The following is a 24207-nucleotide window of genomic DNA, read 5'->3' on the forward strand; positions in this document are numbered from 1 at the left end:
CCCGGGCCGCAACCGAAGAGACCCGTCGGAGCGTTGTTCCAGTGCGGGCGGAAGGGGTCGGAGATGGTCCTCGGGTCAGGCGCACCACGGCGGCGCTGGCTGCTGGGGCTGGTGCTGCTCGCCGCCGTGGCGCTGGTCGCCGTGGGCGGGGTGGTGGTCACCCGACTGGTCGCCGACCGGAGCCCCGAGCGCGGTGCCGCGCCGGCCGGCTCGGCCCGCCCCACGACGGCCGCGCCGACCACCGCGAGCCCGTCACCACCGCCGGGCGCCGACATCACCGGCCCGCTCAACCTGCTGCTGGTCGGGGTGGACACCCGGGTCAGCGTCCCCGGCTGGGAGCCGCACGCGGACGCCGTGCTGGTGCTGCACGTGCCGCGCGGACTCGACCGGGCGTACCTCTTCTCGCTCCCCCGCGACCTGGTGGTCGACATCCCGGCCTTCCCGAGGGCCAACTACCGCGGTGGGCGCACCAAGCTGACCCACGCGATGAGCTACGGCAGCCGGGTGCCGGGCCGCCCCAAGCGACCGGACCCGGCCCAGGGGTACGACCTGCTGCGCTCCACCGTGAGCGGCTACACCGGGCTGCGCATCGACGCCGGCGCGGTGGTCACCTTCAGCGGCTTCGACCGGCTGGTGGACAGCCTCGGCGGGGTGGACGTCTACGTCGACCAGCGGGTCGTCTCGCGGCACCGGCAACCCGACGGACAGCACCGCAAGGGCGCGCCGGGCGGCTACACCGGCCCGCAGATGGTCTACGAGAAGGGCACCCGGCACCTGACCGGCTGGCAGGCCCTGGACTACTCCCGGCAGCGCTACATCCCCGGCGGCGACTACAGCCGGCAGCGGCACCAGCAGCAGCTGATCCGGGCCCTGGCCCGCAAGATCCTGGACCAGGGGCTGGCCCGGGACCCGGACCGGGTGCAGCAGGTCGCCGACGCGCTCGGCGACACGCTGATCTTCGCCGGCGGCGGTCGGCGGCTGGTCGACCTCGCGTACGCCCTCGGCGGGCTGCCCGCGGACCGGTTCGTGCTGGTCGGTCTCCCCGGCGCGTCCGTCGGCTCCGGCGGCGGCTACCGGGGCGAACAGCTCACCTCCACGGGCCGGCGCTTCCTCACCGAGCTACGCGCCGGCCGCGCCGACGCCTACCTCGCCGAGCACCCGTCGCTGCGGGTCAAGACCCAGCCCTAGAGCGCCTTCGGCTCCTCGGGACGGGAGGTGCCGTAGAGCCAGGCGTCGAAGAGCGCGTCGAGCTTCTTGCCGGAGACGCGCTCGGCGAGCGCGATGAACTCGGCGGTGGTGCCGTTGGCGTTGCGCTTCTCGGCCGCCCAGGTCTTCAGGATCTGGAAGAAGGCCTTGTCCCCCACGGCCACCCGCAGCGCGTGCACCGTCATTCCGCCGCGCTGGTAGACCGACTGGCTGAACAGGTTCTCCACGCCCGGCTTGCCGGGCGGGGTCCGCCAGAGCGAGGCCGGTGAGCCGGAGTACCGGGTGGCGAAGGCCGCCGCGGCCCGGCGGCCCTCGCTGTGCTCGGCCCAGAGCCACTCGGCGTACGTGGCCAGCCCCTCGTTGAGCCAGATGTCCTGCCACTTCGTCAGCGCCACGCTGTCGCCGAACCACTGGTGCGCCAGCTCGTGCGCCACCACCTCGGTGTTGCGACCCTGCCGGAAGAACCCCGCCGAGTAGACCGGCCGGGACTGCGTCTCCAGCGCGTACCGGATCCGGGCGTCGGAGATCACCACCCCGCCGTACGCGTCGAACGGGTAGGGGCCGAATACGGTCTCCAGGTAGTCCGCGACCTTGACGGTGTCGGCGATCGAGTCGTCCGCCGCGCCCTCGGCCACGTCGACGTCGACGGCGCTGAACACCGGCCGTCCCTTGTGCTCACCCGTGGTCACCCGCAGCTTGCCGATCACCACGAAGCTCAGGTAGCTCGCCATCGGCGCCCGCTCGGACCACTTCCAGGTGGTCCAACCGTCGTCGCGCGACTTCCCGGCCGGCACGCCGTTGCTGACCGCGGTCAGGCCGTCCGGGACGGTGATCTCGAAGTCGTAGCTGGCCTTGTCGGACGGGTGGTCGTTGACCGGGAACCAGGTGCTCGCCGACTCCGGCTGGCCGAGCGCGATCGCGCCGTCGCCGGTGTGCAGGAAGCCGCCCTCGCCGAGGACCTCGTTCGCCAGCGGCTCCGGCTTGCCCTCGTACGCGATCTCGGCGACGAAGCCGTTGCCCGCGATCAGGCCGTTCGCCGGGGTCACCACCAGCTCGTCGCCCTTGCGGGTGTGCTTGGCCGGCGCACCGTCCACCTTCACCGAACGCACGGAGAGCCCGGCCAGGTCCAGGTTGAACGCGGAGAGGTCACTGGTCGCGGCGGCCTGCACGGTGGCGGTGCCGGTGAGCCGGTCCTTGTCCGGGTCGTACCGGACCTTCACCGTGTAGCGGCCGACGTCGTAGCCGCCGTTGCCGTAGCTCGGGAAGTACGGGTCGCCGGCGCCCGCCGCGCCCGGCTTGAACTGCCGGGGGGCGCCCGAGGAGGGGGCGGCCGCCGAGGGGCCCGACTCCGCCGGCGCCGAGTCGCACCCGGCCAGCAGTGCCCCGGTCAGCAGCAGACCGACGCCCGTTCGCAGCGCCCGCCGTCGCAGCCTCATCGCTCAGCCCTTTCGTGTGCCGACGGGAACCACGCCCGTCCGCCCTGTCGGCGCGCCCGTCGACCCGGCCCGCCGCGCGCCGACCGGGCGCGGCCCGGCGCGTCGCCCGTCCGTTCCGCGGCAGCCTACCGAGCGACCATCACAAGGTCATCACGGCAGGGCGGGTGCGGTGCCACCGACCAGCCACGCGTCGAAGAGGGACCGCAACTGCCGGCCGGAGACCCGTTCGGCGAGGACGATCAGGTCCTCGGTGGTGGCGTTGCCGTCGCGCCGCTCGGCCGTCCAGGCCCGCAGGATGCGGAAGAACGCGTCGTCGCCGACCGTGCGGCGCAGCGCGTGCACGGCCAGCGCGCCACGCTTGTAGACGGCGTTGCCGAACATCGCCGCCCGGCCCGGGTCCACCGAGGGCTGCGACCAGTCGGTGGTCGCGTACTGGGCCTCGAAGGCACGTTGGGCGGTCCGGCCGCCGTCGTGCTCCTCCCAGAGCCACTCGGCGTAGCTGGCGAAGCCCTCGTTGAGCCAGATGTCGCGCCAGTGGCTCAGCGACACGCTGTCGCCGAACCACTGGTGGGCCAGCTCGTGCGCCACCACCGCCGGATTGGGCCGGTCGTCGAGGAAGAACCCCGGGCCGTACACCGGCCGGGACTGCGTCTCCAGCGCGTAGCCGATCCGCGGGTCGGCGACCACGATCCCGCCGTACGACTCGAACGGGTACGGCCCGAACCGGGTGGCGAGGAAGTCGACGATCGCCCCGGTACGGGCCAGCGACACGGCGGCGGCACCGCCCGCCGGCTCACTCGACGGGACGGCGGTCACCATCGGCCGCCCGGCGTGCGTACCCGTGGTGACCCGGTAGTCGCCGATCACCAGTGTGGTCAGGTAGCTGGCCATCGGCTGCCGCTCGGCCCACCGCCAGGTGGTCCAGCCGTCCGCGCTGCGCTTCGGCCCGGGCACCCCGTTGCTCAGTGCGGCGAGCCCGTCCGGGACGGTCACCGCGATGTCGTAGCTGGCCTTGTCGGACGGGTGGTCGTTGACCGGGAACCAGGTGGCCGCCGAGTCCGGCTGGCCGAGCGCGATCGCACCGTCGTCGGTGTGCAGGAAGCCACCGGCGCCCAGCGCGCCGTCGGCGACCGGGGCTGGCACGCCGGCGTACTCGACCGCCACGGTGAACGGCTGGCCGCGCGGCAGCCCGTCGGGTGGGGTCACCACCAGCTCGCCGTCGTCGCGGCGGTGCTCGGCCCGGGCCCCGCCGACGGTGACCGCGCCGACGTCGAGCCCGGCCAGGTCCAGGTTGAACCGGGACAGGTCCTGGGTGGCCGTCGCCGAGATGGTGGCCCGGCCGGTCAGCCGGTCGGTAGCCGGGTCGTAGCGGACGTCGAGGCCGTAGTGGGTGACGTCGTAGCCGCCGTTGCCGCGCCCCGGCACGTACGGGTCGCCGGCGTCGGCGGCGCCGGGGCGGAACCCGCCCTCGTCGTCGCCCGTGCAACCAACCGTGACCAGCGCGATCGCGCAGGTCAGCGCGGCGACCACGGCGGCCGGCCCACGACGGGCCGAGGTCCGTCCGGTCAGGACCATGCACACTCCTCCTGCGACGATCGCCGGTCAGGACGAGCCTAGCCAGGGCGAGCGGGCGAGCGGCGCGGATCGCCGGATGCCGGGCTTCCCCCGGTACGACGAAAGGCCGGACCCGCACCGTGGCGGGGCCGACCTTCCGTCGTGCGAGATTGCGCCTCAGCGGTCCAGGACCAGCCCGACCTTCTGGAACTCCTTGAGGTCGCGGTAGCCGCACTTGGCCATCGCCCGGCGCAGCCCACCGAAGAGGTTGAGCTGGCCGTCGGGCTCGTCGGCCGGGCCGAAGAGGAGCTGCTCCATGGAGCCGAGCGGCTCGCTGGCGGACTCGAACGCGCCGCGCGGCAGCGACGGGTGGCTGGCCGCCGAGTGCCACCAGGTGCCACCGGCGGGCGCCTCCTGGCAGAGCGAGAGCGGCTCGCCGAGCATCACCGCGTCCGCGCCGCAGCCGAGCGCCTTGGCGATGTCGCCCGAGGTCTGCATGTCGCCGTCGGCGATCAGGTGCACGTACCGCCCGCCGGTCTCGTCGAGGTAGTCACGACGGGCCGCCGCCGCGTCGGCGATCGCGGTCGCCATCGGCACCCGGATGCCGAGCACCGACTCGGTGGTCGACCAGTCGTCCCCGCCGATGCCCACGATCACGCCGGCCGCGCCGGTACGCATCAGGTGCAGCGCGGTCTTGTAGTCGGTGCAGCCGCCGACGATGACCGGCAGGTCGAGGTCGGCGATGAACTCCTTGAGGTTCAGCGGCTCGTCGGTGGTCGAGACGTGCTCGGCGGAGACGATCGTGCCCTGGATGACCAGGATGTCGACCCCGGCGTCCAGGATCACCGGGGCGAGCGCCAGGGTGTGCTGCGGGGAGACCCGCACCGCCACCGTGCCGCCACCGGCGCGCAGCTCGCGGACCCGCTCCGCGATCAGGTCGGGGCGGATCGGCTCGGCGTAGACCTCCTGGAGACGCTTGGTGGCCCGGTCGTCCTCGTCGAGACCGGCCAGCTCCTCCAGCACCTTGGCCGGGTTCTCGTAGCGGGTCCAGAGCCCCTCGACGTTGAGCACGCCGAGACCACCGAGCTCGCCGAGCCGGACGGCCGAGGCGGGGCTCATGGTGGCGTCCGAGGGGTGCCCGACGCACGGGATGCCGAACTGGTAGGCGTCGAGCTGCCAGGCGGTGGAGACGTCGTCGACGTCCCGCGTCCGGCGGCTCGGCACGATCGCGATGTCGTCCAGGTGGTAACCGCGCTGCGCGGTCTTGCCCAACCCGATCTCGACCACGTCACGCATGGGTCACTCCAGTTGTCTTCGGGGGTGGTGGGGGAAGTCAGCGGGTGTGGTAGTTGGGCGCCTCGGTGGTCATCTGGATGTCGTGCGGGTGGCTCTCCTTGAGCCCGGCCGCGGTGATCCGGATCAGCTGGCCGCGCGCGTGGAGCTGGGGGATGTTCTCCGCGCCCGCGTAGCCCATCGCCAGCCGCAGCCCGCCGACCAACTGGTGGGCGACCCGGGAGAGCGGCCCGCGGTAGGGCACCTGACCCTCGACGCCCTCCGGGACGAGCTTCTCGTCGCTGAGCACGTCCTGCTGGAAGTAGCGGTCCTTGGAGTAGGACTTGGCCTGCCCGCGGGACTGCATCGCGCCGAGCGAGCCCATCCCCCGGTACGCCTTGAACTGCTTGCCGTTGACGAAGATCAGCTCGCCGGGGCTCTCCTCGCAGCCGGCCAGCAGGCTGCCGAGCATCACCGTGTCGGCGCCGGCGACCAGCGCCTTGGCGATGTCGCCCGAATACTGGATGCCGCCGTCACCGATCACCGGCACGCCGGCCGGGCGGGCGGCCCGGGCCGCTTCCATGATCGCGGTGATCTGCGGTACGCCGACCCCGGCGACGATCCGGGTGGTGCAGATGGCACCCGGGCCGACCCCGACCTTGACGCCGTCGGCGCCCGCCTCGACCAGCGCCCGGGCCCCGGTGTAGGTGGCGATGTTGCCGCCGACGATGTCGACGCTGACGTCCTTCTTGAGCCGGCGGACCATGTCCAGCACGGCCCTCTGGTGGCCGTGCGCGGTGTCCACGATCAGCACGTCCACGCCCGCGTCGACCAGCGCCCGGGCCCGCTTGTACGAGTCCTCGCCGACACCGATCGCGGCGGCCACCCGGAGCCGGCCGGCGTCGTCCTTGGTGGCGTCCGGGTACTGCTCGCTCTTGGTGAAGTCCTTGACGGTGATCAGCCCGCGCAGCCGGCCGGAGCCGTCCACGATCGGCAGCTTCTCCACCTTGTGCTGGCGCAGCAGGGCCAACGCCTCGTCCTTGCTGACCCCGACCGGCGCGGTGATCAGCGGGGCCTTGGTCATGATCTCGCGGACCGGGGTGGCCGGGTCGGAGACGAACCGCATGTCGCGGTTGGTCACGATGCCGACCAGCTCGCCGTCCCGGTCGACCACCGGCACGCCGGAGATCCGGTAGCGGCCGCAGAGCGCGTCGACGTCGCGCAGCGTGTCGTCGGGGCTGGCGGTCACCGGGTTGGTGATCATGCCGGACTCGGAGCGCTTGACCAGGTCGACCTGGAGCGCCTGGTCGTCCACGGAGAGGTTGCGGTGCAGCACGCCGATGCCACCCTGGCGGGCCATCGCGATCGCCATCCGCGCCTCGGTCACCGTGTCCATCGCGCTGGAGAGCAGCGGCACGGAGAGGGTGACGTTGCGGGTCAGCCGGGTGACCGTGTTGACCCGGCTGGGCACCACGTCCGACTCGCCGGGCTGGAGCAGCACGTCGTCGAAGGTGAGGCCGAGCGGCACCACCCGGGCCGAGCCGGCGGGCAGCTCCGGCAGGTGACCGCCCAGCTCGCCGTGGTCGGCGCCGGTCGGAAGATCGGTGCTGGGCGAATTTTCCACGATTTGCTCTCCTGAGCTGCTCGAATCGGCTTCAGCGAGGTGGCGCGGGTAGGCACCGGAACGCGCCACGCGCGACGCGTCGTCTCATCGTACCCAGTGAGCTGGGCAAGGCCTCGTCGCGGCGGGCCGGCCGGCGCGCGCCCGGGGGCGGGCGTCCCGGCGGCGTTGGGTCTACGGTGAGGGGGTGCACGACGAGCCCATCGACCCGTTCAACGGCGACCCGGCCGATCCGGCCGCGGGCCTGCACGACCCCGGCGACGACGCACCGCTGGACCCGCTGACCGAGATCGAGCGGCAGGACGTGCTGGAGGACCTCGCCGACCTGGAGATCTACCAGGCGTTGTTGGCGCCGATCGGGGTCCGTGGGCTGGTCATCGAGTGCGAAGACTGCCGGGAGCCGCACTACTTCGACTGGGATCTGCTCCGGGGCAACCTGCGCCATCTGCTCAGCTCCGGCCGGCCGCGGGTGCACGAGCCGGCCTACGATCCCGACCCGGATCACTACGTCACCTGGGAGTACGCCCGGGGCTACGCCGACGGCGTGCACGACACCCTCACCGAGGGGGCCGACGAGGAGCCCAGCGCCGACGCCTGAGGCTCGGGCGGCACCGCCCCACGGTGGGAGGGATCACGCCGCGGCACGACGTCGACCGGTGCGGCAGATCACTCCGCGACCCGGCCGACGACTCGCGATGGTGGGCCTTCAGGCCACCAGCCCGGCGCGGAAGCCGGCGGCCACCGCGTGCGCCCGGTCCCGCGCGCCCAGCTTGCGGAACAGCCGGCGGGCGTGCGTCTTGACGGTGTCCTCCGAGACGAACAGCTCGCGCCCGATCTCGGCGTTGCTCTTGCCCTCCGCCATGCCGAGCAGCACCTGCAGTTCACGCTCGGTCAGCCCGATGGCGGCCCGGGCGGCCCGGACGTTCGGCGCCGACCGCTGGCCGTCCGGCGGCGTGCCGTCCGCCTCGCCGCCCGTCTCGGCCCCGTCGTCGCCGCGCTGCACCGGCACCACCGCCGGTACGCCGCCGGGCCCCTCCACCGGCCCGGCCGGCCAGCCGGGGCCGGACTCGCCCGAGGGCCGGCCGGGCGGCACGGAGCGGCCCGAGCCGCCGACCGACGCGGTGTCCCGGGCCGGGTCGTTGACCCGGTGCCGGGCGGCCCGCCCGGGGGCGGAGAGCAGCAGCAGCGCCTTGGCGACGGCGCTGGTCAGGTCGTGGTCGGTGCCCTGGATCAGACCGCGGGCGCCGGCGTTGATGGTGGCCGCGGCGGCCTCGGACTCCTCCGCGCCGAAGAGCAGCACCGCGGCCTGCGGCGCGCGGGCCAGCACCCGGCGTACGAAGCCGGCGCTGTCGGGGCGGGTGAGCGCCGTGTCGGCGAGCACCACGTCGGGTTGCCGCTCGGCGAGGCGCAACATCACCTCGGGATCGGAGACCGCGGTACGGACGACCGCGGACAGTCCCAGCCGGGCCGCCGCAGAGGTCAGGTGCTGCGCCGCGAGCGGTGTCCGGACGCACACAAGAACGTTACGCACTGTGCTCTCCTCTCCGCCAACGAGCAGACCATGACGGGGTCGGCTGGGGAGGAGGTTCCCGGCAATCCTCCGAACTTTTACGACAGTTGGCGCATTTGACGCAAATTGCCCTGAGGTTTTCGATCACAGAAGTGTGAGTTCCGAAGCGGCCGGGTACCGGAGATCCAGGCCGGAAACGGTGCGCCTGCGCGGCCCGCCGCCCGAAACCGGCCAACAGAACCTCGCGGTGCCGCGCGGGAGGAGGGGTGCTGATGTCGAACGTACGTAGACTGCCCGGACCCATCGTCGATCTCTGGGACTGGCAGCGACTCGGCGCCTGCCGGGGGCGCGACAGTGCCCAGTTCTTCCACCCCGACGGCGAGCGGGGCTCCTCGCGGCTGCGCCGCGAGTCCGGCGCCAAGGCCGTCTGCCGTACCTGCCCGGTCCGGGCCGAGTGCGCCGCGCACGCGCTGTCGGTACGCGAGCCGTACGGCGTCTGGGGTGGCTTCAGCGAGGCCGAGCGGCTGCGCCTGCTCGCCGTCGGCTGGGAGGACCTGGCCGACCGCCGGCAGAGCCGGGTCGACGTCGCCCGGCTGGAGGCCCGGTTGGGCCGGCCGCACAAGTCGACCCTGCCGGCCCAGCGCAACGTCGCCTGAGCCTCACCCACACCGCCGATTCCGCGAACCGCGCCCCGATCAGGGGCGCGGTTCGACGTGTGACCAGGCTGGTCAGCGGACGGTCACGGTGACCGTGTGCCAACCGGTGGCGCCGTCCGGCGCGACGCCCTGCTCGCGCGCGGTCTGCGTCTCGCCCGTGGCATCCGTGGCCCGGACCTGGAGCCGGTGCTCGCCGGGCGTGGCGTCCCAGCCCCACGACCACTGCACCCAGGTGTCCACGGAGACCGTGGGGGCCAGCGCCGCGTCCTGCCAGGGCCCGTCGTCCACGCGGACCTCGACCCGCCGGATCCCCCGCTGCTGCGCCCAGGCCACCCCGGCCACCACCACCCGGCCGGCGCTCAACCGGTTGCGCGCCCGGGGCGCGTCGATCCGCGACTGGGTCTTGATCGGCCCCTGCGCCGACCACCCCCGCGGCACCCAGTACGCGTCGAAGTCGGCGAAGCTGGTCAGCTCCAGCTCGGTCACCCACTTGCAGGCCGACACGTAGCCGTAGAGGCCGGGCACCACCATCCGGACCGGGAAGCCGTGCTCGATCGGCAACGGCTCGCCGTTCATTCCCACCGCCAGCAGCGCGTCCCGCGCGTCGCGCAGCGCCGCCGTCGGGGTGCCGCAGGTCCAACCGTCGACCGAGCGGCCGACCACCTGGGCCGCGCCCTCCTCCGGCTCGACCTCGTCGAGCAGGTTCCGGATCGGTACGCCCAACCAACGGGCATTGCCGATCAGATCCCCGCCGACCTCGTTGGAGACGCAGGCCAGCGTGACGTACCGCTCCACCATCGGGCGGGCCAGCAGCTCGGCGAAGCTGATCGTGAGCGGGCGGCGAACCCGGCCGTGGATGCGCAGCTGCCAGGTCTCCGGGTCCACCTGCGGCACCACCAGGGCCGTGTCGATCCGGTAGAAGCCGGCGTTCGAGGTGACGTAGGGCGCGAGCTGGGTCAGGGAGAGATCCGCCCCGGCGGGTAGCGCGGGGGCGGGCGACGCCGGGGCGGGCAGCACCACCGCCTGCCGGGCGGCCGACACGCCGCGCCGACCGGCCAGCCAGTGCCCGCCGAGGCCGGTCACGGCCGCCGCGCCGAGCAGTGCCCCGGTCCCGGTCAGGAACCGCCGCCGGGACCCCGGATCGGTGACCTCCAGCGGCGCCCCTCCGGCCGGCGGTGGCGCGACGCCCCCGGCCGCCGCCGGTGCGGGGACCGCCGGGGCGGGCGTGGGCGGGGTCCAGGGCCACGGGTCCATCTCCAGCGGGCCGGCGATGAAGGCCCACAGCACGATCGCCCCGAGCGCGGCGCCGAGCAGCGAGGGCAGCGCGTCGGCGGCGTCCGCGTCGACCCGGGTGAGGGCGGCGGCGACGCCGAGGGCGGCGAAGCCGGCGATCCCGGCGAGACCGACGGCGAGCCGACGTAGCGAGAGCACGCCGAGCAGCGCGGCGAAGGCGGCCAGCAGCAGCGCCGTCCCGGTCAGCAGGGCGAGCTTGTCGTACCGGCCGAAGAGGTCGATCGCGAACTGCTTGAGTGGCTCCGGCACGGTGTCGACCACCACGCCTCCGACCGCGACCAGCGGCGCCGATCGGGGGCCGGTGAGGACGGCGACGAGTTCGGCGACGCCGATCGCCACGGCGGCGGCGGTGATCCCGGCCAGGGCGGCGAACCGAGGGGTGGTGGTGCTCATCGGCCCAGTGTTTCCGATCGAGCGGGCCGGCCGGTAGGGACGTCAGCGTTCGGTAACCACCGGCACGAACGCGTCGGGGCACACCGCCGAGTGACGGTGTGCCCCGACCGGGCGTACGACGTGGGTCAGAAGCCCGGGCCGTGCTGGTGACCGTGGCCGTGCGAGTGGCCGTGGCCACCGGCGGCGGCCGGCTCCGGCTCGGCCGGCTTCTCCACCACGAGGCTCTCGGTGGTGAGCAGCAGGCCGGCGATGGAAGCGGCGTTGGTGACCGCGTTGCGGGTCACCTTCACCGGGTCCAGGATGCCGGACTTGACCAGGTCGACGTACTCGCCGGCGGCGGCGTCGAGGCCGTTGCCCCACTCCTTGCCGGCGACCTTCTGCACCACCACGTAGCCGTCGTGGCCGGCGTTCTGGGCGATCCAGCGCAGCGGCTCGACCAGCGCCTTGCGCACGATCGAGACACCGACCTTCTCGTCCCCGGTGAAGCCGAGGTCGTCGTCGAGCACCGGCAGGATCTGCGCCAGGGCGGCGCCGCCACCCGGGACGGTGCCCTCCTCGACCGCGGCCTTGGTCGCGGCGATCGCGTCCTCGATGCGGTGCTTGCGCTCCTTCATCTCGACCTCGGTCGCCGCGCCCGCCTTGATGACCGCGATGCCGCCGGAGAGCTTCGCCAGCCGCTCGGCCAGCTTCTCCCGGTCCCACTCGGAGTCGGAGGCCTCGATCTCCTTGCGGATCTGGGCCACCCGGTCGGCGACGTCGGCGCTCTGGCCGCCGCCGTCGACGATCGTGGTGTTCTCCTTGTCGACCACGATGCGCCGGGCGGTGCCGAGCACCTCCAGGCCGACCTGGTCGAGCTTGTAGCCCAGCTCCGGGGCGACCAGCTCGGCGCCGGTGGAGATCGCGATGTCCTGGAGCATCGCCTTGCGCCGGTCGCCGAAGCCCGGGGCCTTGACCGCGCAGACCTTGACGGTCTTACGGATCGAGTTGACCACCAGGGTGGAGAGCGCCTGGCCCTCCACGTCCTCGGCGATGATCAGCAGCGGCTTGCTGTTCTGGAGGACCTTCTCCAGCAGCGGCAGCAGCTCCTCGATCGCCGAGATCTTCTGCGTGGTGATCAGGATGTACGCGTCCTCGAGGACGGACTCCTGCCCCTCCACGTCGGTGACGAAGTTCGGCGAGATGAAGCCCTTGTCGAACTGGAGACCCTCGGTCACGTCCAGCTCGGTGGTGAGGGTGGAGCCCTCCTCGACGGTGATGACACCGTCGCGGCCGACCCGCTCCATCGCCTCGGCGATCAGCTCACCGATGGTGGAATCCTGCGCGGAGATCGTCGCCACGTGCGCGATCGACTCCTTGTCGGCGACCTCGACGGCCCGGCCGAGCAGCGCCTCGGAGACCTTGGCGGCCGCCGCGTCGATGCCCCGCTTGAGGCCGGCCGGGTTGGCCCCGGCGGTCACGTTGCGCAGGCCCTCACGGACCATCGCCTGGGCCAGCACGGTCGCGGTCGTGGTCCCGTCGCCGGCGACGTCGTTGGTCTTCGTCGCCACCTCCTTGACCAGCTGCGCGCCGAGGTTCTCGTAGGGGTTGGTGAGCTCGATCTCCTTGGCGATGGTCACACCATCGTTGGTGATCGTCGGCGCACCGAATTTCTTGTCCAGGACGACGTTGCGCCCGCGCGGTCCGAGGGTGACCTTGACCGCGTCCGCGAGGGCGTTGACACCGTGCTCCAGCTGGTGCCGGGCGTCGTCCGAGAAGCTCAGGATCTTCGCCATGAATGTCCCTTCGAAGCGCCGTTGCCCCGGCCCGGCGAGCCGGACCGGGGCAACGACACTGATCGGTTGCTTACTTCTCGATGACCGCGAGGACGTCGCGGGCGGAGAGCACCAGGTACTCCTCGCCGGCGTACTTGACCTCGGTGCCGCCGTACTTCGAGTAGAGGACGGTGTCGCCGACCTTGACGTCAACCGGAACCCGGTTGCCGTTGTCGTCGACGCGCCCCGGGCCCACAGCGAGGACGGTGCCCTCCTGCGGCTTCTCCTTGGCGGTGTCGGGGATCACGATGCCCGACGCCGTGGTGGTCTCAGCCTCGTTCGCCTGGACCACGATGCGGTCCTCGAGCGGCTTGATCGCAACCTTGGTCGCGGTAGTCACGGGCATACCCTCCTGGGGTACTGGTTTCTGTGCCGGCCGGCCTGAGCCGACCAGCGTCATCTGCCACATGCCACCGGGCGGGGCCGTCGTCGCGGGTGCCGGTCCGCCTGGCGTTCAGCGCCCGGGCCGAGTGGCCCGGAAGCTGGCACCCTCGGGGTGAGAGTGCTAATCGCAGGTTATTCCGTGGCTAGCACTCCGTCAAGGAGAGTGCCAACGCACCGCCCCTCGTGTCGCCACAGCTCCGCCACAGGTTCGCGCAACACGCCGGAGACGTCTCGCCCCCCGGTGACCGGCTCTCTACTCTCCGCACAGCCCGCACCGGATGCCGAGGAGGGGGAGCCGAGTGTCCCGGATACCGACCCTGACGTTCCTGCACGAACAGTTGCGCCGGGCACGCCAGGCACGCGGGCTCAGCCAGGAGGAGCTGGGCAGGCGGGTCAACTACTCGTCGTCGTACGTGAGCGCGGTCGAGACGGGGCAGAGCCCGGTCAAGCCGGACTACCTCGCCCGCATCGACTCAACCCTGGACACCGGGGGCCTCTTCGTCGGCATGTTGGAGCTGATCCGCTTCCACGCCGCGCCCGCCTGGTTCCGCCCGTGGGAGGAGAACGAACGGGAGGCGGCGGCGCTGCGCTGGTACGACCCGACGGTGATCCCCGGCCTGCTCCAGACCGAGGGGTACGCGCGGGCGATGCTCGGCGTGGGCGGTGAACTGACCGCCGAGGAGGTGGAGACGCGGGTGGTGGCCCGGCTCGCCCGGCAGGCCATGCTGACCGGCGACCCGCGCCCGCACTTCGTCGCGGTGCTGGAGGAGCACACGCTGCGCCGGCAACTCGGCGATCGGGAAACCATGCGCGAGCAGCTCCAGCACCTGCTCGCCGTGGGCAGCGCACCGAACGTGCAGGTCCGGGTGGTGCCGGCCGACGCCCCCTGGTATGTCGGGCTCAACGGCCCGTTCGTCCTCGCCCGGCTCGGCAGCGTCGCCGAGCTGGCCCACCTGGACAACCAGCTCCGGGGGCAGACCGTGGACAGCCCGAACGACGCTGCCGCGCTGGAGCGGCGCTGGGAGACTGTGACCGGTGAGGCGCTGCCATGCCGGCAGTCCGCCCGGCTGATCGAGGAAGTGGTGCAGACATGGACCTGACCCACGCAACCTGGCGCAAGTCCTCTCGCAGCAACAGTAACGGCGGCGCCTGCGTCGAGGTCGCCGACAACCTGCCCGGCGTGGTCGCCGTCCGCGACAGCAAGGACCCGGCCGGGCCGGCGCTCACCTTCCCGCCGGCCAGTTGGCGGGCCTTCGTCGCCGCCACCCCGACCTCGCACTGACACCACCGTCCGGCCCGTCCGGCACGGCCCGGACAATGTGCGCGTGGACCTGGAACAGCTCGCCGCCCTGCGTACCGCCGAGGGGGCGGCCGCGCTCGACGCGGCGGCCCGGGTGGCCGGCGGCGACCCGCTGGCCGCGGCATCCGCCCTGCGGTCGGCCGGCGTGCCGGCCGGTCTGGCCGCGGCGGCCCTGACCCAGGCCGAGCTGCGCCGCCGGGCGGCCGGCAAGTTCGGTCCGGCGGCGGCCGGGATGTTCCTCACCCGGGCCGGGCTGGAGCAGGCGACCCGAGGCCCGGTCGCGGCACGGCGCGCCGCGCGACTGCGGGCGGCCGGCGTGCGCACGCTGGCCGACCTGGGCAGCGGCCTGGGCGCGGACGCGCTCGCCGCCGCCCGCGCCGGCATCCGGGTGTACGCGGTGGAGGCCGACCCGCTGACCGCCGCGATGGCCGCCGCCAACGCCGAGGCGGCCGGGCTGGCCGAGTTGGTCAGCGTGGAGTGCGGCGACGCGACCGCGTTCGACGTGACCCGGGTGGACGCGGTCTTCTGCGACCCGGCCCGGCGCGCCACCGGCACCGGCCGGCGGATCTTCGACCCGAAGGCCTACTCACCCCCGTGGGACTTCGTGACCGAGCTGGCCGAGCGGGTGCCGCGGACGGTGGTGAAGGTGGCGCCCGGGCTCGACCACGGGCTCATCCCGGCCGGCGCCGAGGCCGAGTGGGTCACCGTCGACGGTGACCTGGTCGAGGCGGCGCTCTGGTGCGGCCGACTGGCCGAGGTCCCCCGCCGGGCCACGGTCCTGCGCGAGGCCCACCCGGGCGACGCCGACCAGCTCACGGGCTCGGGCACCGAGGAGGCGGCCGTCGGGCCGGTCCGGGGATATCTGCACGACCCGGACGGGGCCGTGATCCGGGCCCACCTGGTCGCCGAGCTGGCCGACCGGCTCGGCGCGACCCTGGCCGACCCGACCATCGCCTACCTCTACGCGGACACCCCGGCGCGCAGCCCGTTCACCCGCTGCCTGGCGATCACCGACGTGCTGCCGTTCTCGCTGAAGCGGCTGCGCGCCCTGCTCCGCGAGCGCGGCGTGGGCCGGGTGGAGATCCTCAAGCGGGGCTCGGCGCTCACCCCGGAACAGCTCCGGCGGGACCTGCGGCTGGCCGGCGCCGCGGCCGCCAGCCTGGTGCTCACCCGGGTCGCCGGCGCGCCCACCGTGCTGGTGTGCCAGCCGGCCGGGGACTAGGTTGTCGACCGTGGCGGGACAGGGCACGCCGGCGACGGCACTGCTGACGAAGCGGAAGATCGCGCACAGCACCCATCCGTACGACGTGAGCCCGGACGCGCCGAACTACGGCGCGCTGGTCGCGGCGGCGCTCGGCGTACCGCCGGAGCGGGTGTTCAAGTCGCTGGTCACCGAGGTCGACGGCGGGCTCACCGTGGCGGTAGTGCCGGTCACCGGGGAACTCGACCTCAAGGCGCTGGCCGCCGCCGTCGGCGGCAAGCGGGCGGCGCTCGCCGACCGGGTGGTCGCCGAGCGGACCACCGGCTACGTGCGGGGCGGGATCAGCCCGCTCGGGCAGCGCAAGCGGCTGCCCACCGTGCTGGACGCCTCGGCGCTGGACTTTCCGACCATCTACGTCTCGGCGGGCCGGCGCGGCCTCCAGCTCGAACTCGCCCCGGCCGATCTGGTCACGCTGACCGGCGCGCAGACCGCCCCGCTCGCCGCTCGCTGACTCTCCTGCCGCACCGTCCGGCCTCCACTGTGGAATGTGCTGCGGCCCCTTCGTCACGCGAGCCCGTAACGCCTGTCATCACACGCCACCACGTGTGCGAATGGCGCTTTCCTACGTGACCACAGTGGTCACTGGAGAGCGTTTTCTCGCCGGGTGACCTGGGAGTGACGAGCGCGTTGCTGAATTGTTACCGCCACCAACAAAAGTCGCCACCTCGGCACTCTTGTGCCCCAACCACGCACCGGAATACGTTGCCGGGCACAACAAAAGAAACACCTTCCCCCACCCCGAAAGGACCCTGCACATGCGTAAGGGGCTCCTCACCTTCGCCGCCGTGGGCCTCCTGGCCACCGGCAGCATGGCCGCCTGCGGCGACGACTCCGGTGGCAACGACCAGGCCGGCTCCGACAAGACCCCCAAGATCGGCGTGATCCTGCCGGACAGCAAGTCCTCCGCCCGCTGGGAGGGCGCGGACCGCAAGTTCCTGGAGGAGGCCTTCAAGGCCGCCGGCGTCCAGTACGACATCCAGAACGCGCAGGGCGACAAGACCCAGTTCCAGACCATCGCCGACCAGATGATCACCAACGGCGTCACCGCCCTGATGATCGTCAACCTGGACTCCGGCACCGGCAAGGCCGTGCTGGACAAGGCGAAGTCGCAGGGCGTCGCGACCATCGACTACGACCGGCTGACCCTCGGCGGCTCGGCCGAGTACTACGTCAGCTTCGACAACGAGGCCGTCGGCAAGCTCCAGGGCGAGGGCCTCGTCAAGTGCCTCACCGACAAGGGCGCCAAGAACCCGTCGATCGCGTACCTCAACGGCTCCCCGACCGACAACAACGCGACCCTGTTCAAGAACGGGTACGACTCGGTGCTCAAGCCGAAGTTCGACGCCAAGGAGTACACCCAGGTCGCGGACGACTCCGTGCCGGAGTGGGACAACGCGCAGGCCGCCACGATCTTCGAGCAGCAGCTCACCAAGGCCGGCGGCAAGATCGACGGCGTGCTCGCCGCGAACGACGGCCTCGGCAACGCGGCCATCTCCATCCTGAAGAAGAACAAGCTCAACGGGAAGGTCCCGGTCACCGGCCAGGACGCCACCACCGAGGGCCTGCAGAACATCCTCGCCGGCGACCAGTGCATGACCGTCTACAAGGCGATCAAGGAGGAGGCGAAGGCCGCCTCGGACCTGGCCATCGCGCTCGCCAAGGGTGAGAAGAAGGACACCGGCCAGACGGTCAAGGACCCGGAGGGCGGCCGGGACGTCGCGTCGGTGCTGCTGACCCCGAAGGCGATCTACAAGGAGACCGTCAAGGACGTCATCGCGGACGGCTTCGTCACCAAGGAAGAGGTCTGCACCGGCGCCTTCGCCAAACTCTGCACCGAGGCCGGCATCAGCTGAGCTGACGCCGCACCCGCCGAGGCGCAGCCGCCGCCCGGCACGGGAGTTACCCCTCCCGTGCCGGGCGGCACTCGCCGGACGGGCTCCGAGATCTCCCCTCCATCCAAAGGAGACACCCCGTGTCAGCAACACCACTGCTGGAGCTACGCGGGATCGACAAGAGCTTCGGTCCCGTCCAGGTCCTCCGCGACGTCGCCCTCACCGCACATCCGGGCGAGGTGACCGCGCTGGTCGGCGACAACGGCGCCGGCAAGTCGACCCTGGTCAAGTGCATCAGCGGCATCTACCCGACCGACGCCGGCGAGTTCCTCTTCGACGGCCAGCCGGTGAGCATCAACAGCCCGCGGGACGCGGCCGCGCTCGGCATCGAGGTCGTCTACCAGGATCTCGCGCTCTGCGACAACCTCGACATCGTGCAGAACATGTTCCTCGGCCGGGAGAAGCGCAGCGGCATCGTCCTCGACGAGCCGACCATGGAGCAGATGGCCGCGGAGACGCTGGCCGGCCTCTCCGTGCGCACGGTGAAGTCGCTGCGGCAGCACGTCTCCAGCCTCTCCGGCGGCCAGCGCCAGACGGTGGCGATCGCCAAGGCGGTGCTCTGGAACAGCCGGCTGGTCATCCTGGACGAGCCGACCGCCGCGCTCGGCGTGGCGCAGACCGCGCAGGTCCTCGAACTGGTCCGCCGGCTCGCCGACAACGGCCTGGCCGTCGTGCTGATCTCGCACAACATGAACGACGTCTTCGCCGTCTCCGACCGGATCGCCGCGCTCTACCTCGGCCAGATGGTCGCCCAGGTCAAGACCACCGACATCACCCATTCGCAGGTGGTCGAGCTGATCACCGCCGGCCGCTCCGGCAACCTCGGTCTCGCCACGGATCCGGCCTCCGCGGGCGGCAACGGCAACGGCGCGCAGCGGGCCGAATCGAGCACAGGAGGCACCCGATGACCACGACCGTCGTGCAGCAGGAAGGGCCGGCGGCCGTCACACCGGCGCCGACCGTCGGTGGCCACGCGCGCAACTACTGGAGCCGGGTACGCGGCGGCGACATCGGCGCGCTGCCGGCCGTACTCGGGCTGCTCGTGCTCTGCACGGTCTTCTCGATCGCGCGGCCGTCGTTCCTCACCGCGGGCAACTTCGCCAACCTCTTCACCCAGGGGGCGGCGATCACGCTGATCGCGATGGGGCTGGTCTTCGTCCTGCTGCTCGGCGAGATCGACCTCTCCGCCGGCTACGCCAGCGGCGTCTGCGCGGCCGTGCTGGCCAACGTGGTGACCGTGCTCGGCTACCCCTGGTACGTGGCGGCGCTCGCCGCGATCTGCACCGGCGTGGTCATCGGCGCCACCCTCGGCTTCCTGGTCGCCAAGATCGGCATCCCGTCCTTCGTGGTCACCCTCGCCGGCTTCCTCGCCTTCCAGGGCATCGCGCTGATGCTCATGAAGGAGGGCAGCAACATCTCCGTCCGCGACGAGACGCTGGTGGCCATCTCGAACCGCAACCTGCCCCCGCTGCTCGGCTGGATCCTCGTCCTCGTGGCGGTCGTCGGCTATGCCGCCGTGCAGTTGCTCCGGCACCGCAACCGGGCGGCCCGCGGGCTGCTCACCGACCCGCTCGCGGTGGTGCTCGCCCGGATCGGTGGCCTGGCCCTGATCCTCGGACTGGCCGTCTTCATCCTCAACCTGGAGCGCAGCCGCAACGTCCTGATCACGTCGCTCAAGGGCGTGCCGATCGTGGTGCCGATCATCGCGCTGCTGCTGGTCGTCTGGACCTTCGTGCTCCAGCGCACCAGCTACGGCCGGCACGTCTACGCGGTCGGCGGCAACAGGGAGGCGGCCCGCCGGGCCGGTATCAACGTCGACCGGATCCGCATCTCGGTCTTCGTGATCTGCTCCACGATGGCGGCGGTCGGCGGCATCGTGGCGGCCAGCCGGGCCAACTCGGTGGACCCGAACACCGGCGGCAGCAGCGTCCTGCTCTACGCGGTCGGCGCGGCGGTCATCGGTGGCACCAGCCTCTTCGGCGGCAAGGGCCGGGTCCTCGACGCGGTGCTCGGTGGCGCGGTGATCGCCGTCATCGACAACGGCATGGGTCTGATGGGTTACAGCTCCGGCGTCAAGTACGTCCTCACCGGTGTCGTGCTGCTCCTCGCCGCGACCGTGGACGCCTTCTCCCGCCGCCGGTCGGTGACGACCGGCGCGCGCTGACCGCCGCAGCACCGGAACAACACCATGCGCGTGGGACCGAGTCAGGACGATATCCGTCGACAGAATCTCGGTGCGCTGCTGCGTCACGTGCACGTGCACGGGGCCACCACCCGGGCGGAGCTGACCACCGCGCTCGGCTTGAACCGCAGCACCATCGGCGCGCTGACCGCCGACCTGGCCGGCGCCGGGTTGGTCAGCGAGGGGACGCCGAAGGAGACCGGCCGGGCCGGGCGACCCTCACTGGTCGTCCGGCCCGAGTCGGGCCGGATCTACGCGTACGCGTACAGCATCGAGGTGGACCGGCTGCGGGCCGCGCGGGTCGGCCTCGGTGGCGCGGTGCTCGACCGCCGGGAGCTGGACCGGCCCCGGGGTCTGGTCGCCACGGACGCCGCGCCGCTGCTGGCCGGCGCGGCCAAGGAGATGCAGCAGTCGGTGCCCGCCGGGTCGATCTGCGTGGGCACCGGGGTGGCGGTCTGCGGCATGGTCCGCCGGGACGACGGCCTGATCCGGCTCGCCCCGACCACCGGCTGGGTGGACGAACCGATCGGCGCGGCACTCGGCGCCGAGCTGGGCATCGACGCACCGATCACGGTGGGCAACGTGGCCGACGTGGCCGCGTTCGCCGAGTACGCCCGCGGGGCCGCCGCCGGCTGCGACAACGTCATCTACCTGTACGGGGACGTGGGCGTCGGTGCCGGCATCATCGCCGGCGGGCGTCGGCTCACCGGGCACGGCGGGTACGGCGGCGAGGTCGGCCACATGAAGGTGGTCAGGGGCGGCGAGCCCTGCGAATGCGGCTCCCGGGGCTGCTGGGAGACCGAGATCGGCGAGCACGGGCTGCTCCGCAACGCCGGCCGCTCGGACGCCCGGGGCCGCGAGTCGCTGCTGGCCCTCTTCGACGCCGCGGACCGCGGGGACGCCCGGGCCAGCGCGGCGGTACGCCAGGCCGGCGACTGGCTCGGCTTCGGCGTGGCCAACCTGGTCAACATCTTCAACCCGGAGATGGTCATCTTCGGCGGCACCATGCGGGATCTCTACCTCGCCGCGGCGGCCCAGATGCGCAGCCGGCTCAACGCCAACGCGCTGCCCGCCTGCCTGGAGCACGTCCGGCTGCGTACCCCGAAGCTCGGCGACGACGCCGCCCTGATCGGCGCCGCCGAACTGGCCTTCGAGCGCCTCCTCGCCGATCCGCTGGACGTCGGCTGAGTGACCCGGCGGCGGGAGGGCGACCGAACGACGCTTCGCCGCCGACCGGGCGGCCTCCGGACCTCTCGACGGGTGTCCCGTCACCCGCACCGGCCGACCGGCGGAGCCCGCCGGGGCGCTGCGCTGCGTACCCTGTCCGACGTGGACGTCGAGCTGCGCGCCTCCGACGACGACCGGCACCGGGTCGTGACCGAGCTTCAGGGGCACACCGCCGCCGGACGTCTCACCCTGGACGAGTTCTCCGAGCGGGTGGGCGCGGTCTGGACCGCCCGGACGCTCGGCGACCTCGCCGCGCTGACCCGCGACCTACCCGGCCCGGCCGGCGCGCCCGCCACCGGCCCGGCCACCGGGCAGAGCCGCCGGGAGTTGCTGATCCTCTTCGCGGCCGCCGCGCTCACCCTGCTCCTGCTCTTCGTGTTCATGGCTGTCAGCCGCTGACCGGCGGTCCAGCTCCCGCCAGGTCCGGCCGGTGAACGGGGTCAGCGTCACCAGCAGGTAGGCCGTGCCGAAGAGCAGGCAGGCGATCGGCAGCCCGGCCTGACCGGCCGCCTGCCCGGCGAGCAGTCCGCCGAGCGGAATGCCGGCCCAGGAGATGGCGTGCGCCGGGCCGAGGACCCGGGCCCGCAACGACTCCGGCACCCGCTCGTAGACCACCGCGCCGAGGATCGGGTTGACCGCGGCGATCGCCAGACCGGCCACGAAGGAGACCAGGTAGACCGCCCAGAGCCGGTCGGTGACCGCCAGGACCAGGAAGCGCGGCGCACCGGCGAGCAGCAGGCCGACCGCGAACGCGGCGAAGCGGGGCACCCGAGGCGCCAGCGCGGTGAAGACCACGTTGCCGAGCACCGCGCCGACCGCGAACACCCCGGAGAGCACCCCGAGCGCCGCCGGCCCTCCGGTCCCCTCGCGGGCCCACACCGGCGCCAGCACCGAGAAGTACGCGGCGTCGGCCAGGTTGGTGGCGAAGAGCAGCAGGGTGATCGCGCCCATCAGCCGGTCCTGGCGCAGGAAGCGCAGCCCATCCGCCAGCGAGCGCAGATAGCCGGTCCGCGCGGGCCGCCGGGTCGTGGTCGAGGGACGGCGGCGGACGGTGGCCGTCACCAGCGCGGCGGCGGCCAGGAAGCTCGCCGCGTCCAGCGCCAGCACCAGCGCGGCGTCGAGGGTGGCGATCAGCACGCCGGCCAGCGCGGCGCCGAGCAGGGTGGCCAGCCGGCCCAGCCCGTCGTGCAGGGCGGTGGCGCGGGTCAGGTCCATGCCGGAGCCGGCCACCGTATCCGGAAAGAGCACCCGCTTGGCGGTGTCCCCGAAGCCGCGGAGCAGCCCGACCGCGCCGATCAGCAGCAGCAGCGTGCCGAAGTCGAGCCGGTCCAGCACGTGCAGCAGCGGCACGGCGACCAGCGCCAGCCCACTGGCCAGGTCGGCGACGATGCTCGCCCGGCGCGCACCGACCCGGTCCAGCAGCGGGCCGCCCAGGCCGCAGGCCAGCACGTACGGCAGCATCTCGACGAACGCCACCAGCCCGGTGCGGCTGGCGCTGCCGGTGGTGACCAGGGTGAACCAGGGCAGCGCCACCGTGCTCATCCGGGAGCCGAGCAGCGAGACCAACTCCGCGGTGAGCAGCCCGACCAGCGGGCGGCGACCGCTCATCGCCGCCCCTCGGGCCCGCCCACCGCCCCCGCGTCGTCGGCCGGCGCGGCTCGGAGCGCCTCCTCCGCCGGCGCGTCGTCGGCTTCCGTGGCCGGCGGTACGCCGTCCGCCGCCGGTGGTACGCCGAGGAACGGCATCAGCTGCGCCTGCACCACCACCGTCGCCGCGTCGGGCGGGGCGTCGATCCCCGGCTCGTCCCGCCGGTACGCGTCGAGCAGGGCGCCGATCCGGCCGTGCAGCTCCGTCGCCTCGGCGGGGGTCAGCCGGAGCCGCCAGTCGCTCAGCGTCGGCGCGCCCGACCACTGCGTTGGCAGAGCGGGCAGCTCGCCGAGCCACCGGTCGATCCGGTCGGCGTACATCGCGGCGACGGCGCGCAGGTAGGTCTCGGCCGCCGCCGGGGCGGCGTGCCCGACCACGCCGTCCAGCACGGTGTTCCGGTGCGCGGCGCGCCACCAGCGCTCCCGCCCCACCGCCCGCCCGGGCTCGTCGACCACGAACCCGTAGCGGGCGAGTTGACGCAGGTGGTAGCTGGTGGCCCCGGTGGACAGGCCGAGCCGGGTCGCGAGGCCGGTGGCGGTCGCCGGGCCGTGCTCGCGCAGCAGGTCGAGCAGGCGTACCCGCAGGGGGTGGGCGAGGCCGCGCAGGGCGGTCGGATCGGGGCGGATCTCGTCGGCGGGCACGCTTGCAAAGCTATCTGTGCAAAGAAACCTTTGCAAGCACGGCGATCGGAGGATTGAGGCGGCATTCCGGTGAACTGATCGGGCGATCAGTCCGTACCAGTGGGCGGACGGGCGGCCCGCGGGGTGGCCGCCCGGTCAACGTGTTCGGTCCGGACCGAGGAGGCACCGCAGACATGGCACCGCTCAGATCCGCCCGTCGCCGGTCGGGACATCGGGTTCACCGCGCGGCGGTGCTGCTCGTCGCGATCGTGGCCGGGCTCGGTGTGCTACCCGGCGTGGCCGTCGCCGCGCCGGCCGGCGGGCAACAGCTCAACGCCGCCGACATGACGCTGCTCAACGGGGTGCGGTTGGCCGGGCTCTGGGAGATGCCCGCCGGCCAGATGGCCGCCGAGAAGGGCCAGTCCGCCAAGGTCCGGGAGATCGGGGCGGGCATCGCCGGCGAGCACCAGGAGCTGGACCAGCTCGTGGTCGACGCGGCCAACAAGCTGGGCGCGAGCATCCCCAGCGAGCCGACCGCCGAGCAGAAGGGCTGGCTGTCGGAGATGCAGAACGCCTCCGGCGCCCGGTTCGACCAGATCTTCGTCACCCGGCTCCGGGTCGCCCACGGCAAGATCTTCCCGGTGATCGGCGCGGTCCGGGCCAGCACCCGCGACGCCACCGTGCGCAAGCTCTGCGACGACGCCAACCGGTTCGTGATGCACCACATGCAGATGCTGGAGAGCACCGGCCTGGTCCGCTGGCCCGAGCTGCCGCCGGCGGCCCTCCCCGCGCCCGGCAAGGACGGGCTGCTCGCGGCCGCCTCCGCGAACACCGGCCCCGGAGTCGGGGTCAGCAGCACGGTGGTCTGGCTGGTCTTCCTCGCCGCCCTCGGCACCGGCGGCCTCGCCACCTACCGCCTCCTGCGCCGCACCTGATCCCACC

The 24207-nt window shown here is 73.0% G+C and carries 22 protein-coding genes and 1 pseudogene; 13 read left to right on the top strand and 10 right to left on the bottom strand.

From position 1 onward, the window contains the following. Nucleotides 1-63 precede the first annotated feature (63 nt). Nucleotides 64-1188: an LCP family protein gene (locus ACIBBA_RS00525; RefSeq protein ID WP_396692449.1), complete on the top strand. Its 1125-nt coding sequence runs from the start codon at nt 64-66 to the stop codon at nt 1186-1188. Here the strand turns inward: ACIBBA_RS00525 and ACIBBA_RS00530 are convergent. From ACIBBA_RS00530 to guaB, 4 genes are all read right to left on the bottom strand, one after another. Further along, on the bottom strand, nt 1185-2642 hold the full coding sequence (locus ACIBBA_RS00530; protein WP_396692451.1) for a M1 family metallopeptidase: 1458 nt from the start codon (nt 2640-2642) through the stop codon (nt 1185-1187). The two genes, ACIBBA_RS00525 and ACIBBA_RS00530, sit on opposite strands and share 4 nt — an antisense overlap. Nucleotides 2643-2792: 150 nt before the next feature. Continuing rightward, entirely contained in the window at nt 2793-4217 is a 1425-nt protein-coding gene (locus ACIBBA_RS00535) for a M1 family metallopeptidase (RefSeq protein WP_396692453.1), read from the bottom strand. 156 nt (nt 4218-4373) lie between these two features. Next, complete coding sequence (locus ACIBBA_RS00540; protein ID WP_396692455.1) at nt 4374-5492, bottom strand: GuaB3 family IMP dehydrogenase-related protein; 1119 nt, start codon at nt 5490-5492, stop codon at nt 4374-4376. Between the two features lie 37 nt (nt 5493-5529). Next, nucleotides 5530-7092, bottom strand: a complete 1563-nt coding sequence (gene guaB / locus ACIBBA_RS00545; protein WP_396692457.1) for an IMP dehydrogenase — start codon at nt 7090-7092, stop codon at nt 5530-5532. Nucleotides 7093-7276: 184 nt separating this feature from the next. Here guaB and ACIBBA_RS00550 point away from each other — a divergent pair, with 184 nt between their 5' ends. After that, nucleotides 7277-7687, top strand: coding sequence for a DUF5319 domain-containing protein (locus ACIBBA_RS00550; RefSeq protein ID WP_350871370.1), 411 nt, complete (start codon nt 7277-7279; stop codon nt 7685-7687). Between the two features lie 108 nt (nt 7688-7795). On the opposite strand, the gene ACIBBA_RS00555 is transcribed toward ACIBBA_RS00550, so the two are convergent. Next, entirely contained in the window at nt 7796-8620 is an 825-nt protein-coding gene (locus ACIBBA_RS00555) for a response regulator transcription factor (protein ID WP_396692460.1), read from the bottom strand. Nucleotides 8621-8871: 251 nt separating this feature from the next. Between ACIBBA_RS00555 and ACIBBA_RS00560 the strand changes: the two genes are divergently transcribed. Further along, nucleotides 8872-9255, top strand: a complete 384-nt coding sequence (locus ACIBBA_RS00560) for a WhiB family transcriptional regulator (protein WP_350871366.1) — start codon at nt 8872-8874, stop codon at nt 9253-9255. Nucleotides 9256-9327: 72 nt separating this feature from the next. Here the strand turns inward: ACIBBA_RS00560 and ACIBBA_RS00565 are convergent, their stop codons facing one another. The 3 genes from ACIBBA_RS00565 to groES form a co-directional block, all read right to left on the bottom strand. Beyond that, nucleotides 9328-10941: a molybdopterin-dependent oxidoreductase gene (locus ACIBBA_RS00565; RefSeq protein WP_396692462.1), complete on the bottom strand. Its 1614-nt coding sequence runs from the start codon at nt 10939-10941 to the stop codon at nt 9328-9330. A 125-nt stretch (nt 10942-11066) separates the two neighbouring features. Beyond that, nucleotides 11067-12713, bottom strand: coding sequence for a chaperonin GroEL (gene groL, locus ACIBBA_RS00570; protein ID WP_396692464.1), 1647 nt, complete (start codon nt 12711-12713; stop codon nt 11067-11069). 70 nt (nt 12714-12783) lie between these two features. Next, nucleotides 12784-13098 (bottom strand): co-chaperone GroES, encoded by a 315-nt coding sequence (gene groES / locus ACIBBA_RS00575; protein WP_130404589.1) that lies wholly within the window; start codon nt 13096-13098, stop codon nt 12784-12786. Nucleotides 13099-13435: 337 nt separating this feature from the next. Between groES and ACIBBA_RS00580 the strand changes: the two genes are divergently transcribed. The 9 genes from ACIBBA_RS00580 to ACIBBA_RS00620 all read left to right on the top strand — a co-directional run bounded on the left by ACIBBA_RS00580 (nt 13436) and on the right by ACIBBA_RS00620 (nt 21397). Beyond that, a complete protein-coding gene (locus tag ACIBBA_RS00580) occupies nt 13436-14236 on the top strand; it encodes a Scr1 family TA system antitoxin-like transcriptional regulator (protein ID WP_396692467.1) in 801 nt (266 codons plus the stop codon). Then, nucleotides 14227-14418 (top strand): DUF397 domain-containing protein, encoded by a 192-nt coding sequence (locus tag ACIBBA_RS00585; RefSeq protein ID WP_396692469.1) that lies wholly within the window; start codon nt 14227-14229, stop codon nt 14416-14418. The genes ACIBBA_RS00580 and ACIBBA_RS00585 overlap by 10 nt, the downstream gene beginning before the upstream one ends. A 43-nt stretch (nt 14419-14461) precedes the next feature. Further along, the gene (locus tag ACIBBA_RS00590) at nt 14462-15658 is read left to right on the top strand and encodes a methyltransferase domain-containing protein (protein WP_396692471.1); all 1197 of its coding nucleotides are present in this window, start codon (nt 14462-14464) and stop codon (nt 15656-15658) included. 10 nt (nt 15659-15668) lie between these two features. After that, complete coding sequence (gene ybaK, locus ACIBBA_RS00595) at nt 15669-16148, top strand: Cys-tRNA(Pro) deacylase (protein WP_357050998.1); 480 nt, start codon at nt 15669-15671, stop codon at nt 16146-16148. A gap of 304 nt (nt 16149-16452) precedes the next feature. Then, nucleotides 16453-17550, top strand: a complete 1098-nt coding sequence (locus tag ACIBBA_RS00600; RefSeq protein WP_396692473.1) for a sugar ABC transporter substrate-binding protein — start codon at nt 16453-16455, stop codon at nt 17548-17550. A 119-nt stretch (nt 17551-17669) separates the two neighbouring features. Next, complete coding sequence (locus ACIBBA_RS00605) at nt 17670-18497, top strand: ATP-binding cassette domain-containing protein (RefSeq protein WP_357050992.1); 828 nt, start codon at nt 17670-17672, stop codon at nt 18495-18497. Next, the gene (locus ACIBBA_RS00610) at nt 18494-19753 is read left to right on the top strand and encodes a sugar ABC transporter permease (protein WP_396692476.1); all 1260 of its coding nucleotides are present in this window, start codon (nt 18494-18496) and stop codon (nt 19751-19753) included. Before ACIBBA_RS00605 ends, ACIBBA_RS00610 begins: the two co-directional genes overlap by 4 nt. Before the next feature lie 24 nt (nt 19754-19777). After that, nucleotides 19778-20959, top strand: a complete 1182-nt coding sequence (locus tag ACIBBA_RS00615) for an ROK family protein (protein WP_396692478.1) — start codon at nt 19778-19780, stop codon at nt 20957-20959. 141 nt (nt 20960-21100) lie between these two features. Next, the gene (locus ACIBBA_RS00620) at nt 21101-21397 is read left to right on the top strand and encodes a DUF1707 domain-containing protein (protein WP_396692480.1); all 297 of its coding nucleotides are present in this window, start codon (nt 21101-21103) and stop codon (nt 21395-21397) included. A gap of 42 nt (nt 21398-21439) precedes the next feature. On the opposite strand, the pseudogene ACIBBA_RS00625 reads toward ACIBBA_RS00620, so the two are convergent. Together ACIBBA_RS00625 and ACIBBA_RS00630 are read right to left on the bottom strand one after the other, a co-directional pair. Continuing rightward, a pseudogene (locus ACIBBA_RS00625) lies at nt 21440-22606 on the bottom strand (MFS transporter); the annotation flags it as partial. Next, nucleotides 22603-23286, bottom strand: a complete 684-nt coding sequence (locus tag ACIBBA_RS00630) for a winged helix-turn-helix domain-containing protein (protein WP_396692482.1) — start codon at nt 23284-23286, stop codon at nt 22603-22605. The gene ACIBBA_RS00630 and the pseudogene ACIBBA_RS00625, both read right to left, overlap by 4 nt. Before the next feature lie 230 nt (nt 23287-23516). On the opposite strand from ACIBBA_RS00630, the gene ACIBBA_RS00635 reads away from it, so the two are divergent. Continuing rightward, on the top strand, nt 23517-24200 hold the full coding sequence (locus ACIBBA_RS00635; RefSeq protein ID WP_396692484.1) for a DUF4142 domain-containing protein: 684 nt from the start codon (nt 23517-23519) through the stop codon (nt 24198-24200). Nucleotides 24201-24207 lie beyond the last annotated feature (7 nt).

The sequence above is a fragment of the Micromonospora sp. NPDC051006 genome, assembly GCF_044456245.1.
GTDB lineage: Bacteria > Actinomycetota > Actinomycetes > Mycobacteriales > Micromonosporaceae > Micromonospora.